Origin of the sequence: Bacillus sp. SRB_331 (genome assembly GCF_003264175.1) — a bacterium.
Taxonomy (GTDB): Bacteria; Bacillota; Bacilli; order Bacillales; family Bacillaceae_G; genus Bacillus_A; species Bacillus_A mycoides.
The window spans coordinates 61,681-79,286 of the sequence record NZ_NADV01000031.1; the positions used below are offsets into that span (position 1 = coordinate 61,681).

General features: G+C 35.1%; 19 protein-coding genes and 1 riboswitch. Of the genes, 7 read left to right on the plus strand and 12 right to left on the minus strand.

Going from position 1 to position 17,606, the window contains the following annotated elements; all coding sequences use genetic code 11:
- Positions 1–56: 56 nt before the first annotated feature.
- The 6 genes from B5P42_RS21625 to B5P42_RS21650 form a co-directional block, all read right to left on the minus strand.
- On the minus strand, positions 57–881 hold the full coding sequence (locus tag B5P42_RS21625) for a DUF2785 domain-containing protein (protein ID WP_113735188.1): 825 nt from the start codon (positions 879–881) through the stop codon (positions 57–59).
- Between the two features lie 275 nt (positions 882–1,156).
- A complete protein-coding gene (locus B5P42_RS21630) occupies positions 1,157–1,699 on the minus strand; it encodes a GrpB family protein (protein WP_078175761.1) in 543 nt (180 codons plus the stop codon).
- A gap of 49 nt (positions 1,700–1,748) precedes the next feature.
- On the minus strand, positions 1,749–2,411 hold the full coding sequence (locus B5P42_RS21635; RefSeq protein ID WP_113735189.1) for a nucleoside/nucleotide kinase family protein: 663 nt from the start codon (positions 2,409–2,411) through the stop codon (positions 1,749–1,751).
- A gap of 122 nt (positions 2,412–2,533) precedes the next feature.
- The gene (locus tag B5P42_RS21640; RefSeq protein WP_002013591.1) at positions 2,534–3,277 is read right to left on the minus strand and encodes a metallophosphoesterase family protein; all 744 of its coding nucleotides are present in this window, start codon (positions 3,275–3,277) and stop codon (positions 2,534–2,536) included.
- 13 nt (positions 3,278–3,290) lie between these two features.
- Positions 3,291–4,229: an aminoglycoside phosphotransferase family protein gene (locus B5P42_RS21645; RefSeq protein ID WP_113735190.1), complete on the minus strand. Its 939-nt coding sequence runs from the start codon at positions 4,227–4,229 to the stop codon at positions 3,291–3,293.
- Positions 4,230–4,243: 14 nt separating this feature from the next.
- Complete coding sequence (locus tag B5P42_RS21650; protein WP_088031509.1) at positions 4,244–5,041, minus strand: VOC family protein; 798 nt, start codon at positions 5,039–5,041, stop codon at positions 4,244–4,246.
- Positions 5,042–5,248: 207 nt separating this feature from the next.
- Here B5P42_RS21650 and B5P42_RS21655 point away from each other — a divergent pair, with 207 nt between their 5' ends.
- Positions 5,249–6,151, plus strand: a complete 903-nt coding sequence (locus B5P42_RS21655; protein ID WP_088031510.1) for a sulfite exporter TauE/SafE family protein — start codon at positions 5,249–5,251, stop codon at positions 6,149–6,151.
- A 40-nt stretch (positions 6,152–6,191) separates the two neighbouring features.
- Here the strand turns inward: B5P42_RS21655 and B5P42_RS21660 are convergent, their stop codons facing one another.
- On the minus strand, positions 6,192–6,641 hold the full coding sequence (locus B5P42_RS21660) for a GNAT family N-acetyltransferase (RefSeq protein WP_113735191.1): 450 nt from the start codon (positions 6,639–6,641) through the stop codon (positions 6,192–6,194).
- Positions 6,642–7,025: 384 nt separating this feature from the next.
- Positions 7,026–7,218: riboswitch (Lysine riboswitch) on the plus strand.
- Between the two features lie 112 nt (positions 7,219–7,330).
- On the opposite strand from B5P42_RS21660, the gene B5P42_RS21665 reads away from it, so the two are divergent.
- The 3 genes from B5P42_RS21665 to B5P42_RS21675 all read left to right on the plus strand — a co-directional run bounded on the left by B5P42_RS21665 (position 7,331) and on the right by B5P42_RS21675 (position 10,026).
- A complete protein-coding gene (locus tag B5P42_RS21665) occupies positions 7,331–8,797 on the plus strand; it encodes an amino acid permease (RefSeq protein WP_113735192.1) in 1,467 nt (488 codons plus the stop codon).
- Between the two features lie 119 nt (positions 8,798–8,916).
- The gene (locus tag B5P42_RS21670) at positions 8,917–9,222 is read left to right on the plus strand and encodes an iron-sulfur cluster biosynthesis family protein (protein WP_044443128.1); all 306 of its coding nucleotides are present in this window, start codon (positions 8,917–8,919) and stop codon (positions 9,220–9,222) included.
- Positions 9,223–9,255: 33 nt separating this feature from the next.
- Positions 9,256–10,026, plus strand: coding sequence for a DNA alkylation repair protein (locus B5P42_RS21675; RefSeq protein ID WP_113735193.1), 771 nt, complete (start codon positions 9,256–9,258; stop codon positions 10,024–10,026).
- Positions 10,027–10,122: 96 nt separating this feature from the next.
- Here the strand turns inward: B5P42_RS21675 and B5P42_RS21680 are convergent, their stop codons facing one another.
- A complete protein-coding gene (locus tag B5P42_RS21680) occupies positions 10,123–10,614 on the minus strand; it encodes a DUF2716 domain-containing protein (protein ID WP_113735194.1) in 492 nt (163 codons plus the stop codon).
- A gap of 197 nt (positions 10,615–10,811) precedes the next feature.
- On the opposite strand from B5P42_RS21680, the gene B5P42_RS21685 reads away from it, so the two are divergent.
- Positions 10,812–11,576 (plus strand): class I SAM-dependent methyltransferase, encoded by a 765-nt coding sequence (locus B5P42_RS21685; protein ID WP_113735195.1) that lies wholly within the window; start codon positions 10,812–10,814, stop codon positions 11,574–11,576.
- Between the two features lie 81 nt (positions 11,577–11,657).
- Here B5P42_RS21685 and B5P42_RS21690 read toward each other — a convergent pair whose 3' ends face one another.
- The gene (locus B5P42_RS21690) at positions 11,658–12,182 is read right to left on the minus strand and encodes an NUDIX hydrolase (RefSeq protein ID WP_113735196.1); all 525 of its coding nucleotides are present in this window, start codon (positions 12,180–12,182) and stop codon (positions 11,658–11,660) included.
- Between the two features lie 182 nt (positions 12,183–12,364).
- Between B5P42_RS21690 and B5P42_RS21700 the strand changes: the two genes are divergently transcribed.
- Complete coding sequence (locus tag B5P42_RS21700) at positions 12,365–12,988, plus strand: cephalosporin hydroxylase family protein (protein ID WP_113735197.1); 624 nt, start codon at positions 12,365–12,367, stop codon at positions 12,986–12,988.
- 33 nt (positions 12,989–13,021) lie between these two features.
- On the opposite strand, the gene lepB is transcribed toward B5P42_RS21700, so the two are convergent.
- From lepB to B5P42_RS21715, 3 genes are all read right to left on the minus strand, one after another.
- Positions 13,022–13,543, minus strand: a complete 522-nt coding sequence (gene lepB, locus B5P42_RS21705; RefSeq protein ID WP_113735198.1) for a signal peptidase I — start codon at positions 13,541–13,543, stop codon at positions 13,022–13,024.
- A gap of 110 nt (positions 13,544–13,653) precedes the next feature.
- Complete coding sequence (locus B5P42_RS21710; RefSeq protein WP_181458819.1) at positions 13,654–15,810, minus strand: peptidoglycan D,D-transpeptidase FtsI family protein; 2,157 nt, start codon at positions 15,808–15,810, stop codon at positions 13,654–13,656.
- Positions 15,811–16,035: 225 nt separating this feature from the next.
- Entirely contained in the window at positions 16,036–16,761 is a 726-nt protein-coding gene (locus tag B5P42_RS21715; RefSeq protein ID WP_113735200.1) for an NAD-dependent protein deacylase, read from the minus strand.
- A 278-nt stretch (positions 16,762–17,039) separates the two neighbouring features.
- Between B5P42_RS21715 and B5P42_RS32860 the strand changes: the two genes are divergently transcribed.
- On the plus strand, positions 17,040–17,474 hold the full coding sequence (locus tag B5P42_RS32860; protein WP_258397521.1) for a DNA cytosine methyltransferase: 435 nt from the start codon (positions 17,040–17,042) through the stop codon (positions 17,472–17,474).
- Positions 17,475–17,606 lie beyond the last annotated feature (132 nt).

Sequence of the window (17,606 nt, forward strand, 5' to 3'; positions counted from 1 at the left end):
TTCTCTTTGTTTCTAAGTAGGGACTATTTATAAAATTTCCAATTCAAAGGCCTTTTTTAATACCTACGCAATTTCTCCAAAGTCTCCAATATATCATCTGTAAAGGCAGTAGCACCCTCATTCTCTAAAGCTGTAAAATATAAACTTCTTAAGAAAGCTCTAATATTTTGTACTAAAATAGCATGCTGAGGATGTCGGATGTCTTCAACAATTGCTATACTATGTAGCCAGTTGCTCCACTCTTCTTCAGTTAAAAGATTTTGATTACGTAACGACATAATTGGCGTTACTAATCTCTCATCCTCAAAGTGTATGTATACGTAGTCATTCATACGAACTTTTTGACGAACTGCAGCTAGTATTGCATATGAAAACTCACGATTTTGTATTGTACGTGCTAAAGCATCTAGTGCATCTGCCGCATGTGCAGTAGAATGTGCCCAGCCTTTTCCTTCTACGTAACCCCTTACATCTCCTTCTAAATAGACATATTCCAGAACTTGTTCTGCCACACTATACAGCTGTTCTTCAGATAACAGTGGTTCTCTTTCATGAACAGATAAAATAAGCGGCGGAATTAATACGGAGAACGCACGTTTAAATACAGAATCTGTTCCCTTTTCACCAATTTTATAAAATAAATAATCAGGACTAATTGCTTGTAACATTAATCCTCGTAATTCTTTTTGTCTAAATACATCATTTGTAATCCATTTGTGAAGCGTACTATAAATCAAATCATCACGTAATTCAGCATCAGGTGATCCGATATAATCTAGCATCCACTGTGCATATGGATATGCATCTACATCTTCTGGCACAGCATAATTATTATTTTGAATTTGTTGTAATTCTTCTTTTAGTTCTAGTACTTCTGTCATTTTATTTCCTGTCCCCTTTTTACGTTTTTTAACTTATTTTCGCCTTATCCCCTGTAATTTCCCTCATAAAATTAAGTCGACTTTTAATATAGTTTTAGTCCCTATCTTTCTATGAACTTGATTCAATTATATAAATTTCTCCCGAGAAATAAAAGGAAATACATTGGAACACAAAAGCTTCTCACTTTGTTTACATGCATTTCATGTAAGTTTAGGCCATAAAATAAAGTATTTTTTTCATTTGTATTCAAACGTAGTTACAATCAAAATTCAAATCATTTTAGAACTTGTTTAATAAATTCTGTTTTAGCTTTTGTGTATGCTTCTCTATCTTGGTTAAACCTTTTAGCTAACTCTTGCTTTAGATTTGAATAATCATAAACTAATTGTGGGTTTTCTCGTAAGCGGTTACGAAATAAAAGTTGTTGCTCCCATCGTTCAGTTCCTTTAATCATCAAATGCAGATGAGCTACACGCCTATTATTCTTCACTTTCACAAAGAACCTTCTCCAAGGTCTTTCATCTAATTCCGGGCCTACATAATGCCAATCATATATAGACAATTTTGCTGAAATATCGAGCACTCTATCAAATGAGTCTGTTTCAGCCATTAGATCAATGATAGGTTTTGCAGGTAAACCAGGTATGGATGTACTTCCTATATGTATTACTTTGCTAATACCGAGAGGAGTAAGCAGTTCATAAAGTTGCTGTTCTTCATATCGGCCTTTATCTTGCCAATCAGGATTTGCATTAACTATCTCTACTGACTCATTCGCCCATACAGGCCAATCGTTCGGATTATCTTTTTTATCCACCCGACGCATCCCCTTTCACGAACTTTTTGCTATATAAACGATTTTAAATTCATTTAAATACAACTACCGGATCATCAAAATTACTATTCTGAAATATAACATTTGCACATTCTTTCGGATTATGCTCATCTATATACATCTTACAAGCTGCATGATATCTGTTTATAAACATTTTCTCTGCTTCTTGATAACTTCCAAAAGCCTCAGTCTCGCGCTCTGCACCACGGTTTCTCGCAATCTCAAAATCTGTATCTACGAAAATTTTATAGTCAAATAGATACTCAATTTCTTTTTTCAATAAAAATGTTCCATCTACTATTAGCACCATAGTTGGCGAGGCCACTAGCGGCGTATTATGTACAGGCATGTCTGTTATTAAGTTATGAGAAATCGTTTCATACTGTAAATTCCCGTTAGGTCCTAAAGGTTTTAATAGCCTTTCTTTGAAAGCTGTATAATCGTGTGCGTCTTCGTAATACCCTCTTGCGGACTCTTTTCCTTGTGCATAACGAATCACTCTAGGGTTATGAAAATCGTCAATACTGGCGCGTGTTACTTGTACTCCCCGATTTTTCATTTCCTCTGCCAGTTCGTTTGCAAATGTTGTCTTTCCTGAAGCTGTAATACCACTCACTCCAACTCTTGTTGAATGGGTTAAGTTTAATTTAAAAATATGATCTACAATTTTTTTAATGCGTTGTTTTCGGCGCATGACATTCCCTCCCGTAACTCTGTTTACATAATATATTTATAATAAATAAACTTCATCACTGTTTGTCGGTAAGTCGATATTTTGAAAAATCGTTGATATATTTTTATTAAGTTACATATTCCTTACTTCCCTTTAAACCCCCGATACAAAGCAGTTCGTAACTCCTGCTTGTATTCCTCAATTTCTGGCATATCCAACTCTTCAGCTAATCGGATGGCTAGTTCAATATCATATGGTACACGTACGAGTTGAATGGAAAAGCTTGCTGCTTCTTTTTCATTGTATGTTCCTTCAAAAATTAAATAGGAAGCTTGTGTAATTTCAAGTGGATTACCTACACTACCAGCATTACATAACGTTTTCCCTCTAAAATTTTGCACATACGCCTGATGAACGTCACCGTAACAAACGACATCTGGTTTTCTTTCCCCTTCTATATTCTCTGTGAGCTCACTATTTTCGAACATACTAATACGCTCTTCTCTTGTTGCATGTGGTTGAATTCTTTCATACAAACTTCTCGGTGAAGCGTGGAACATACGAATCAGTTTCCCACTCATATAAAACTCGATTGAAAATGGTAAGCTTCTTAAATACTCATTTTGTTCTTCTGACAATTGTTTTTGATGCCATTTTAACGCTTCAAATTCAGTCGGTTTTGTAATGAAATCATCCCAGTTTCCCATTACGGTTCCTTCACATTCTTTACGAACGATTTCAATTACTTCGCTAGAATGCGGACCTTTTCCTACTAAATCTCCAAGACAAATAATACGTTCAATTCCTCTTAATTTAATATCTTTCAGTACTGATTCTAATGCCGGAATATTACCATGTATATCTGAAATTACCGCAATTTTATCCAAATGAATCCCTCCGTTATTTATTGTTTATTATATCCTCATGTTGTGATTGATACCATTTTGGAATATAAGATGAAAAATGATTATGATCTTCTATAATTCGGTTCAATCTTTCTTTCATATCCTCTACTAAATGTGGTGTAGTTCGATTTGTCCATACGATATCCGCTGGGAATGTCATCGCTGCATATAATGAATACAGTTTCCAAAAGTGGAGTGACGGATCGCCTCCGCAATAACCGTGAACTTGTCCAACCGCAAATGGTTTGCTTATTCTTGTAGTAAAAATCGCTACGTTATAAAAATCGTGTATTGGATCGCCAAAATCATATCCACCAAAATCAATAACGATAAACTCCTTATTGTGAATCATACTATTTGCTGGGTGGTAATCATCGTGTAAAAATGTGATAGGCCGATTTTTCAATAAGTCTTTATGATTTTCTACAAAGGTTAATACTGGCTTCAAATCCAGAAAATTCACCTCATAATCTGCTAATGCCTCTATGTACCTTTTGTACTTATTCCACCTAGATATTTCCCATTTATTACTTGCACTTTCTCTTTCTATCGAGTGAATTCTCTTTAATATTTCCCCTGCTTTTCTTCCTGCATTATACTGTTCTTCCACCGATAGCTTGCTTAAGCTCTCTTCACCATTTACACCTTGGGTCCATTCAAATACTTGAACACATTTATTTAATTCCTCAAGTTTTATGAAATGAATTAACTTCGGCGTTGGAATATGTAATAACTCCAATTGTTTCATATACATATATTCTTCTTGTTTTCGTTCATAATTAGCAGAATCACACACTTTTACAAAATAAGTTTCTCGATTCTCTAGGTCAATTTTATACTTCTCTTCGTGTGAAAAACCTTTTGTAATTGCTGTACATTTTACAATACGTGACCACTCTAGTTTTCTTTCTATCTCTCTTAACATTTCTTCCACAAAACTCACCTCTATCAATATACGAACAAACTACCTAACACTTCATACTCTCGTTTATTTTCCCCTTTAAACTCCACTGCAAATGGATATTCGCCATGATGCTTCAAACGTTCTAGTACTAGCCCTTCTCCAACTGGTTCACAAAACTGCACATGAACATCACCAAACGATACACTTTGACACTCAGCATTCCATTCTTCATTTTGTATGATTGAATTTGCAGTTAGCTCCATTACTTCTTTCCATTTCCGCACTGTTTCTCGAACATTTTTCACCGTATAATGAATCGTTTCAATTTCTTGTACTTTATTTTTATGTTCAGTGATCGTCCCTATTTTACGTAAATCGTTTCTTCTTTCTTCATCCGTTTCATTCCACTGTATAAAGAATGGTAATTTCGGTCCTTTCTCTTCTTGCTTTACAAATAACATTTTCCATTCTAAAAGCCGACCATCTTTTCTCATCCGTTTCCCTTCAAATGGTCCTATCGTATGTAAGCCGTGCTTATTAAACTTATTTGCTAGTTCTTCAATTGCATCTGTTCGAATTGCGATTTGTAGCATCCCTTCTCCATTTTTTAATTTCACCACTGTTTCTTGTACTAATGGATTTTCCGCTTCTTTCGCTTTTTCTTCATGCTGAACTGCTAAAAATTCTATATATGATAAATCAAAATAACATAAACTATTCCAAGTACCCCAAGTCGTATGCTCACCGCCTAATGCAGTATGAAATCCATGCTCCTGCATTTGTTTTGCCGCTTCCCCCGGTGTACAATGCACTGCGTGAACGAGATGATCAAATGCTAACATATTCTTTCTCCCCTTTCTCTCCATCCTTTTATTGTATATTTTATTTTTCTTTCATTCAATTCCAAAAACTTAAAAACCTAGTTGATTTATAAGATTAATATGCATTATAATAAAACAAATTAATATGTTGCTGATTGGAAAAACCAAAGGCACTTTTCTCACACGGGAAAAGTGCCTTTTTCATTTATTATTACAGGGGGATTATTTATGCAGAAATTAATTATCTTTGCTATTATTGGATTTTGCGCTCAATTGATTGATGGCGCACTTGGTATGGCGTACGGGGTAACGTCTACCTCACTATTATTAATGTTTGGTATCGCACCAGCTGTAGCTTCCGCATCAGTTCATTTAGCTGAAGTCGTTACAACCGCCGCTTCTGGTGCATCTCATATCAAATTTGGAAACGTTGATAAATATACAGTTTCCAGACTTACATTACCAGGAGCAATTGGCGCATTTATTGGGGCATGTTTTTTAAGCAATTTACCTGGTGATGTAATTAAACCGTACATTTCCATATTTTTATTTACTTTAGGGGTTTATATTTTATTACGATTCATCATTCAAAAACAAATTGTTTCTTCAAATAAGCGTATGTCTGCTAAACAACTTGTACCACTTGGCTTATTCGCTGGATTCATCGATTCAACTGGCGGCGGTGGTTGGGGGCCGATTACGACACCTGTTCTACTTGCAAAAGGAAATGATGCTAGAAAAGTTATTGGATCTGTAGATACGAGCGAATTTCCTGTTTCACTCGCTGCAACAATCGGCTTTTTCATCTCACTTGGCTGGGAACAAATAAGCTGGGTTTGGGTATTTGCCCTCATGCTTGGTGGTATTGTTGCCGCACCAATCGCCGCATGGTTAGTACGCATCGTTCCTTCTCATTTACTTGGCGTACTCGTTGGCGGACTTATTATCTTTACGAATATACGTACACTGCTTACTACATTTAAAGTAGATCCAACTATTATTACACTTTCTTATGTTGCAGTTGGTCTTGTCGTTATTATATCTATTTTTATTGCTGTTCGTAATCATTCCAATCGTTCTAACGTATCGACAGCCAGCTATCCGAAAGATCAAAAACAAATGTTACCATAATTAATAATAATACCGCCCGATTTACTTCGAGCGGTATTTTTTATTTTTCTATTTTCCAATTGACCATCGTTTCAGTACTATTTACTCTTTTCATATGTAATTTCTCTAATACACGAATGGAGCTATAGTTATCAAGGAATGTCTCCGCTATAATCGTTTCCACTTCCCCTGTTTGAAAAGCCCATTTCATTAATTCACTAACTGCTTCTGTTGCATACCCTTTATTCCAATATTTCTCAATAAATCCGTAACCAATTTCTACCGTATGTTGCTCATTCGGTTTCCCTTTAAATCCTATATCACCTAGAACCACATCATCCTCTTTCCGAATAACATACCACGGTCCCCACGGTAATGAAGCCACATCTCGTTTCACATTTTCTATATGTCCTACAATATGCGGACCATTATTGTATCCTTGATTATCCGCAATTGGAATCCATTCTTCTGTACACGGTACTATATGTAATCTTTCCGTTTCTAATTTCATAATGATATCCCCTTTTCAATTAAACAATACCTCAATTTTATCAGGATTAAAAAGAATATTCATTCTATTTATCGAATTTATACTTATTCTTTGAAACGAATTTAAGGAATAATCCCCTTCTGATAGTTATGTCGAATTATATTTTCTGAATTTTCTTTTAATTTTAAAGGGTTTTTCAATATTTTTTGCGAAACATTTGTATAACAATTTTTTTTTTACTTATTGCTACATAATAGTAGGTTCGGGTGGAGTTATGCAAGCGTTTCCTATACAATAACCGATATTTTTTGACTTTTCCTAACAAAATTCCTTGCAATATATTCAGAAAGTCATTACAATTGCCATATATTAAATATCTTAGCAATATATAAATCCTCATCAATCCGATGAGGTAGAGGTTGCGACTTTTAAAAGTAAAATGGACGAGACACAGCGAATGTCACTGACTCCGTTTGAAAGGAAAAGTTGCCGAAGTTTATATTTCTTCTCTGGAAATATGAGCTGGGGCTGTCTCCGAAAGGAACAGAACTGTCACGTTTACAAAATTACCGTGTAAACGTGGGGTGCTATCTTAACGGAAGGGTATGATGGGGTGGTTATTTGTGAAACGTTCCGCCTAATTCCTTTGGCGGTTTTTTGTATTTTTCTCCCCCGCTCCTTCCTAACCTACAAGAAAAGGAGTGTTGAACATGAATAGCGCAACAAATCAATCTACCTCTAAAACGCAAACTACACAAGGACAAGGTGAATTAAAACGCGGATTAAAATCTCGTCACCTTACGATGATTTCTCTCGGTGGTACAATCGGTACCGGATTATTTCTTGCCAGTGGTGGTGTTATCCATTCAGCTGGTCCTGGCGGTGCATTAGTCGCATATGCCGCAATTGGAATTATGGTTTATTTTTTAATGACAAGCTTAGCAGAACTCGCAGCTTACATGCCTGTTACTGGATCTTTTAGCACTTATGCAACAAAATTTGTTGATCCATCACTTGGCTTTGCACTTGGATGGAACTATTGGTATAACTGGGCGATTACGATCGCTGCTGAACTAGCAGCCGTAACATTAATTATGAAATTTTGGTTCCCAGATACCCCTTCTCTTATTTGGAGTGGACTTTGTTTAGCTATTATTTTTCTCTTAAACTATTTATCTGTTAAAGGTTTTGGTGAATCTGAATATTGGTTCGCACTTATTAAAGTAGTTACTATTATTATCTTTTTAATTGTCGGCTTTATGATGATTTTTGGAATTATGGGCGGCGAAGCTGTCGGTTTTAAAAACTTCACTGTTGCAGATGCACCATTTAATGGCGGCATCATGGCAATTATCGGTGTATTTATGGCAGCTGGTTTCTCATTCCAAGGAACTGAATTATTAGGGGTAGCTGCTGGTGAAACTGCTGATCCAGAACGCAATATTCCGAAAGCAATTCGTTCTATCTTTTGGCGCATTATATTATTCTATATTTTAGCAATTCTTGTTATCGGTTTATTAATTCCTTATACGACTGATAGCCTTGCAGCAAGTGATGTTACAGTAAGTCCATTTACACTAGTATTTGAAAAAGCGGGCGTTGCCTTCGCTGCTTCTGTTATGAACGCTGTTATTTTAACGGCAGTTTTATCTGCTGGTAACTCTGGAATGTACGCATCAACTCGTATGCTTTGGGATTTAGCTCGCCAAGGAAAAGCACCAAAGTTCTTAGGTAAATTAGATAGCCGCGGTGTACCTGTTAACGCATTAATTGCAACATCAGTAGTTGGTAGCATCGCTTTCATCGCTTCTTTATTCGGTGACGGTGTTGTATACATTTGGTTATTAAATGCTTCTGGGATGTCAGGATTTATTGCTTGGGTCGGGATTGCTATTAGTCATTACCGTTTCCGAAAAGCTTATGTTGCACAAGGAAAAGATTTAAAAGATTTACCGTATAGAGCAAAATGGTTCCCGTTCGGTCCAATCTTTGCATTTACACTTTGTGTTATCGTTATTTTAGGTCAAAACTACGGAGCATTTACAGGAGCATCTATCGACTGGAACGGTGTACTCGTTTCTTACATCGGTTTACCACTCTTCTTAGTACTATGGTTAGGATATAAATTTACTAAGAAAACGAAAGTAATTCCACTTGATAAATGTGAACTAAAATAGAGTATAGCAAAACGAGCAAACAAATTTGTTTGCTCGTTTTTTTATTACAATCCCATTTACTTCCCTATTTCTTATCTTTTTGCAATAATAAAGTAAATACACTTAAAGGTTGGGATCACATGAACATTCGTATTACTGATGAAGCAAAAGCTGCTATACATAGATTAGAACGTGAAGACAAAAAGATTATTCGCATTAGAGGGACAATGACAAACTCTTGTAGCATTTTCGTTGATGTCGATTTAATTTGGGATACATATCGTGCAGATGATGTTGTATATGAAGATGCAGAGCTTATCGTACAAATGGATTCATTCACGACAGATTACACTGGTGATACGGTGAAACTTGATTATAAAACGACGGGTTTTAGTATTACGACTCCTAGTGAGACTTTGGTGTATGGATTGTCGATTAAAAAATAAACATTGTTTTTATCCGACCAATGGGGTGAAAAAATGGGCAAATATGTTCCGTTAAAATTTTTATTTAACGAAGAATTAGCAGAAAAAATGGCTGATTCTATTTCTAAACACGTTCCTAATTTCTCTAAAAAAAATTTTGTAGATTCCGTAACATATAAAGTTGAAAATTTAGAGTTAAAGCAACGTATAGAAGTAATAGCAGATGAATTACACAATGCATTACAAAAAGATTTTAATGAAGCAATACATATATTACTGAAAACATTAGGACCAGAAAATACAACAGAAGTCGGCACATTTACAAAGGGTTATATGTATATGCCTATCGCAAAATACGTTGAAAAATATGGACTTAACGATTTTGAATCCTCATTCAATGCAATGTATGAAATAACAAAAAGAAATACTGCTGAATATGCCATTCGTCCTTATCTTGAAAAATACCATGAAGAAACCTTAGACATATTGCAGCAATGGTTACGTGATGAAAACAGCCACATCAGGAGATTAGTTTCAGAAGGTACTAGACCAAGACTTCCTTGGGCAAAAAAAATAGGAGCTCTGAAAGGTGACTTCAGAAATAATTTAAAGCTTCTTGAGCCATTAATGAATGACCCTTCTAAGTATGTTCAAAAATCTGTAGCCAATCACATTAATGATATTACGAAAGAAGATAACGAACTCGTTTTTCAATGGTTGCAACAATTACTCGATAAAAACCATCCTGTTAATCCTTGGATTATAAAACATGGATTAAGAACGATGATAAAAAATGGCACTTTACCAAAAGATTTTTGTTTTTAAGTATTTGTAAAGAAAGCAACAATCTATATGAAAACAGCTAATAATAAAAACGTTTATACTTCATTTGGAAGTATAAACGTTTTTCTCTTTTAAACATTAACCCTGCCTTAAAATCTTATGAAACATTTCCGGTTTATGTTGATCAAAAGCATCTATTAATTCTTTTCCAAATATCGTTATACTCTCCTCCCACGGATGCCCTAAATAGCCCCACTTAAAGTCCTTCTGAATAAAGAAATAATAATCTCCATTTGGAAAAATCGGGATTGTCCACTCATCAAATTCATTTCTATCAAACTTTAAATGTGGATTTACCCAGTAACATTCATGTTGCCAATCAAGTGCCATTATATATTCATTCGATACCGTATTCTCTTTAAAAACTAGTAATGCTTTTTCTTCCAGGTCGTCATATACATCTAAATCTACCGACTCTCTGAAGTAATGAGAAATATCATATGTTATAAAGGGACTTGGCACCTTAAATGATGGGAATGTAGAATCACTTGGCGAAAACTTAAGTTCACTATATACCCTATCCCATATTTGGTCGTACTCTTTGTCTGTAAACTCCATCCAATTTTTCATTAAACAACTGCCTTCCCCTATAATTTCAAAGGATTTTCACTCGATACTCCCGAATATATAAATAACCATTCTCGCAAGGAGCTAATTTATATGAATCTATTCGAACACGAAACATAAAACCGTTCCACTTTAATAAGAGGTCCTCCCTTTTTCTTTTCTTACTATATCATTTATTAACGAAATAGGAGGACAACAATATGAAACGTGATCCATTATTTTCAGCACTATTAGAAAGTGCAAAGACTAACTTTAGCGGCTGGGATTTCTCTTTCATTTCAGAAACTGGCCGTATGAATAGTGAGCCTTTATCATGGTCATACGGTAGCACTGCTTTCCAGCTTATGCAACGTGCAAAATCAATGCTAGATATGGGGACTGGTGGCGGAGAGTTTTTATCTATGTTACAACCGTTCCCGTCAACTATTTATGCGACTGAGGGCTATGCTCCGAATGTCCCAATTGCACGAAAGAAATTAGAACCTTTAGGAGTTATAGTCGTAGAAGTGACTGATGATACTGCTTTACCATTTCAAGATGGTCAGTTTGATTTAATTGTGAATCAACATGAATCCTATTCTGCTTCTGAAGTGAAAAGAAGTCTTTCCATCAATGGAACATTTCTTACACAACAAGTCGGTGGTCTTGATTGTGCGGAACTGAATGAGCAGTTTGGCACACCGCTGAATAGCCAATTTTCAAGTTGGTCACTCGAAACGGCATGTAGTGAATTAGAACAAAATGGATTTACTATTTTAGAAGCGAAAGAAGAATTCCCTCTTCAACGTTTTTATGATGTCGGTGCTGTTGTCTATTACTTGCAAGCAATTCCGTGGCAAATTCCTGATTTTATAGTAGATAGCTATACCGAGGAATTGTATCGCATACATGAAATTATCTTACAAAAGGGATATTTCGATGTGAAGCAACACCGCTTTATTATTAAAGCACATTATGAAGAGTAAACTTAGAATTAGCATTCCTTGTAAAAAGCCAAATTCCCATAAAGAATTTGGCTTTCTCTTCTTATTTTAACGTTTCTTCTCTTATTGAGAAACGAGATATTTTTCATATCGTTTTTTCGTATTATCTTCTATCAAAAGTGTAGTTTTGTAATCAATAATATTCCGATTATCATATGTGAATATATGCTCTAAATTGTTGTCCTCACTTAATAATGTCGGTAAATATCTTTGCAAATTGCTAACTACACCTCTATTATCACCATCTAATATCCAATCAATTGACTTCCATTCTAATATACCTTCATGAGTGCTTACTGGCGTATCAATATGTACTCCATCTGGTAAATCAGCTAGGAATACATACATTCCTTCGCTACCCCGAGGTTCGTCTTTAACTTTAAAAATAACATTCCCTTTATACGTTACACTTGGAAGCTCTATTCCCGTTTCCTCAAAGGTTTCTCTAATGACTCCTCCGTATGGCGTTTCATACTCTTCTATTTTCCCTCCGACACCATTCCACATTCCCATTGTCGGCTTCTTGTTTCTATTTAGTAGAAGTATTCTATCTCCTTTTCTAATGAAGCAAATTGTGTACTTATACATACGATCATTTCCTTTCATTTACATCTTCTTTTGTAAGCAATTCATTTTCCACATGTGTTATTTGGCTTATTTTCACGTGAAAACACTCGCCTTATAATCCCTTACCACATAATATATAGTACAACTTTCATACGTAAACTCTTTACGTATGAAAGAATCCTTTTTAGAAAGGAGAATTCAAAATCGATAACATTAGTAGCGAATTTCTAAAACAATATTACGACAGCAACGTTTGGTTACATGGTACACACTGGTTCGGGGTTCCAATCTGCAAACTTCCTTCTGATCTCTTTTTGTATCAAGAAATATTATACGAATTAAAGCCTGATTTAATTATTGAATGCGGAACTTTTCACGGTGGTAGTGCACTGTTTTTAGCTTCTATGTTAGATTTAATTGGAAAAGGTCACGTACTTACTATCGATATAACTCCGCAACCAAATCGGCCATCCCATAATCGAATTACGTATTTAACAGCTTCATCTGTTTCTGTACAGGCCATCCAATCAATATTAAGTATGCGCAAACCTGATGATGTGATTTTAGTTATTTTAGATTCTGATCATAGTAAAGAACATGTATCGAAAGAACTCTTACTTTATAAATCTATTGTAACCACTGGCAGTTACATTATTGTAGAAGATACAAGTATTAACGGAAATCCTCTCCTTCCTGATTGGGGCCCTGGCCCAATGGAAGCTGTGGAAGAGTTTTTAACTAAAAATAGCAATTTCATAATCGATGAATCTAAACATAAGTTTTTCATATCATTTAATCCAAAAGGTTTTTTAAAGAAGATAAAGTGAAACTTTAATAAGTGGGGTTTTGTGAATCCCCACTTATTTTATGATTTTCATTTTCGAAAAAGGATAGTACACAAATTCCACTTTTCCTATTATATTATCTTCTTCAATATATCCTAAACCATTTCGACTATCCTTACTTTGTTCACGATTGTCTCCCATTACAAATAACTTATTTGGCGGAATCTTTGTCTTTTGAAAATTATAAAACACTTGTGTATTGTTATATAAATCTTTATTTATATAAGGTTCATCTTGCTTTTTGTCATTTACGTATACAGTTCCATTCGTTATGTTAATTACGTCACCAGGAAGCCCTATTACACGTTTCACATAATATTTCGACTCATCCTCTTCCTTAATAATGACGATTTCTCCGTGCTGTAAGCTAGAAAAATGTACCGCAGCTTTATTTACAAATACGTAGTCTTCTTCATGTAAAGTTGGCTGCATTGATTTTCCTTCCACTTTACATAAAGTGAAAGACTGGTACGTTACTACTAGGACAAATATAAATAGTACGTACTTTCCCCAACCTCTCTTATTCTCCTCTTTCATATCCATTCCCACCTTATCAAAACACTTTTTAACTCAAAAATATATCACTGCACCTGTTCATTTGCGCAGTGATATACTACAATTTGAATTTTTTACTGTGCCTTACTCGGCTATTGTGTTACTGGGACTGGACTTACACCCGATCTCTGCGTTTTTAAATCAAAATATGCATCCAAAACCTCTTTACCAATTGCAGAATTAATACCTGATTTATCATTATTTACCCATGGCACAACAACAGAAAAAGCAACTTCCGGATCAGCATCATATGGCGCATACCCGGCGAGAGTTAAATTATAACATTTTTTTCGATAGTTATTTTCATCTCTTCCAATATCACTTTCTCCACCGTACACTGTTTCTGCTGTCCCTGTTTTCCCAGCCGGTTTATAAGGTAATCCTTTAAAAGTTCCAGCACCGGTCCCATCTACCTCTTGGAAAACTCTTCTAAACCCTTCTTTCACATGATTTATATATGAAAGATCCATATCCACTCGATTTAACACGACTGGTTCCATCGATTGCATAACTTTCCCGACTTCCTCTGGTCTATTCGGTTGCTCTCTAATTTCTTGTACAATTTGTGGTTTCATTCGGTAACCACCATTTGCAATCGTTGACATATATTGCGCAAGCTGAAGCGGCGTATATGTATCATATTGTCCAATGGCATAGTCAAGTAAAAAACCAGGTATATTATCTGTTCTACCCATTTGACCAATCGATTCATTTGGAAGGTCAATACCGGTTGGTACACCTAAACCAAATTGTCTAAAGTAATAGCGCATTTTATTGAATGTTTCTTGCCTAATATCTAACGGATTGTTTGGTACATAATCAATCCCCGCAATCTTTAACGCCGTATTAAACATGTAGACATTGGATGAAACTTGCAATGCTCTTAAATCATCAATATCTCCAAAGTCTTTCCACGATTTCTTCGGCTTCGAACTTCCTTTAAAGTACATTGGTGCATCAAAGAAATGCGTATATGGCTTAATCGCTTCTGTTTGATATCCCGCTAATACCGTAGCTCCTTTCACCGTTGATCCTAACTCGTAAGAACTTATCATCGTTCCTAAAGCGTAGTCTTCTATTTGCATCCCGCCATCTTTATTTACAATTTTCTTTCCTGCTAATGATAGAATTTGACCATTTTTCGGATTCATCATAACGACGAATGCACGATCCATCATCGGTTCAGAAGAATGAAATGCCCTTAAATTCCTTTCAAGACTTTCCTCCACCTTTTTCTGTAAATCCATATCAACTGTTAACATTAAATTATTTCCACTTTTTCCTTTTGTCACTTTTTCAGTCCGAATAATATTTCCAGCTTTATCCGTAATATTTTTAGACTGTTCTTTCGTTCCATGTAACACATCTTCGTATTGTTTTTCGATGTAACTCTTACCAATACGATCATTTCGGTTATAATCTCGCACTAAATAATAGTCTAATTGCTCCCTTGGTAATCCCTCATTCTCAGTAGAAACACTACCAAGTACAGAACGTAGTATTTTGTCATTTGGATATTCGCGCTCCCAATCCACAGTCGTATCTACGCCTGGCAAGCTCGATAATCTTTCACTCACTACTGCATATTCATTTTGACTTACATCTTTTTTGACGATTTGTGGCGTCATTTTATATCCCGCATTCATTTTGCTTTTAATTGCTAGTACTTCTATATCCTCTTTCGAAAGCTCGTTTAATTCTTCTTGTGTAATTCTTTCTCGTCTCAACTCTTCTACTTTCTTATCTAAGTCTTTCCCTTCTATTTCCTGTTTCCTAAATTTACTCTCATCTTCTTTCGTTACTTTTGTTGCTGCACGTTTTTCATTTAACTGCATCCAAAAGTCTTTTTTATCTGTCTCTGTTAACTTGTCCATATCTTCTTGCGGCATTTCAATTAGCTGTGCTAAATTTCTTGCCACTCTTAAAACCTCTTTTGAGTCCACTCCTTTCATCTTCGTATATGTAACAGTTCGTAACGGTTTATTATTTACAATAACTTTCCCTTCCCGGTCAAACATCTTCCCTCTCGGAACTGGAGTACTCACCGTTACATCTTCCTTTTTATTCACTTCATTTCGATACGTTTCTCCGTCAATGATTTGTACTTTACCTAATTGAATAATAATAGCTGAAAATAAAAGAAAAACGATAAAAAATAGTACATTTAACCGAAACGGAATATGAGTCTTTTTCTTTTTCGACTGTTTCTGTTTCTCCTTTTTCTGTCTCATTTTGCTCCCTCGCTTCATTCTATTAACATTTCTACGCATGAACCATTATGTATTAAATTTATTTATATGCTATATATAGAATTTTATATTAATTACAAAAGAAATAAAAGATTTAATTTTCAGTTTTTGATTTTCTCATCCTATTTATTACCATTCCCCTTATACGCAATAACATGAATATAATTCATACAAAAAAACTGAGGTGGATATCATTCACCTCAGTTTCTTTACGAAAACAAAAACTTATTTAACCGAGGATAACCCTTTGGCAAATTCACCAATCTTATTTTGAAAAACAAAATCAAAATTGTATTCTTGCCCTGTTAACTCTTCATTTACTAAAATTGTTGTTGCGCCTACTTCTCTCTTTGCGATTTCTGGGAATGAAGCGACAGGTTGCACTTTTAATGACGTTCCCATTACGAGAAGTACATCTGTTTCATATAAACGTTTTATTGCATTTTGATATTGTGGCAGTGTATCTCCGTATAAAACAACATCTGGGTTTAGAATGAAATTACACTTCCCGCAACGCGGTACTTCATGATCAATCATATATTGTAAATCATATCCCGTTTTACACTTCGGACAATGCGCAGTTTGAAGTGTTCCATGTAAATCAATTACATGTTTACTACCACCTACTTGATGCAAACCATCAATATTTTGCGTTAAAATCGTTATGTCTTTCCCTTGTTCTTCTAGCTCCGCTAAAAAGCGATGCCCTCGATTTGGTTTATATTGATGAAACGTATTAATTTGAAAGATTTCTTTATAATGCTTCCAAAACTCTTTTGGATTTCTATTATAATAGCCTCTCGACAAATACATCTCTACATTCGCATCAGCATATAATCCATTTGCTGAACGAAAATCTGGGATACCACTTTCCGTACTTGCACCAGCCCCTGTTAACACTGTAATTTTCTTTGCTTTTTCTAATATCGAACGTACTTCCTCATATTGCACAAAAATCACCTCTATGTATATTCCTATACTTATTATACCAGTTGTTTACAGTAGGTGTTGTACAATTCATTTTACTTACTTCATTGCATGAATTAACCCCCAACTTTTTTAGGTGTAATTAAAGTTTCAAAGATAACTACTGTTCAATTAAAATAAAGTTATTTAATTTTAATTCCGCAAACTGGCATAAAACCTTTCGAAAATTCAAACCAGCTTTAAGAATAATTGTTTATCTTATAAATTCACAACTGATTATGTTATGGAGAATGTAGTCGGCCTTGCTAGGAAACACAAAGAATGTATCGTTTAACTTCCCTACATCTGCCGTTGTTACTCCTAGAGATGCAATTGGCGACTTACCTAGCCCGGATACTATTAAATCGCGTGAGAAAGTGTTAGGTACTTTTCCAAACCATACTGCTACATGGACTAGTCCTACTCCTGAAAGGATACTTGATTTAATTACAAATCCAAAACCAAACCAATTTAATGGTGTAAGAAAGTTATCTTGGGATCAACCATCCTACACTATCACTTCTCATATTGCAAAGGATGGTAGAGAGTTTATTCATCCGCAAGAAAATAGAAGGTTAACCGTTCGAGATTGCTTAAGATTAATGAGTGTTCCAGATACATACGTTATTCCGCCTCATATACCATTAAGTCAACAATATACACTTGTTGGTAATGGCCGTAGCATTCTTAGTAGCTAAAGCACTCTCACAATCAATTCTGGATTGTTTAGAGGTAGATTCAGTGAAAGGTGTGTCTAATGAGCAAATGACGATTTTTCAATTCATTTAGAAAGCAGCCAGAAGGCTGCTTTTCTTCATCGATGGGCTTAG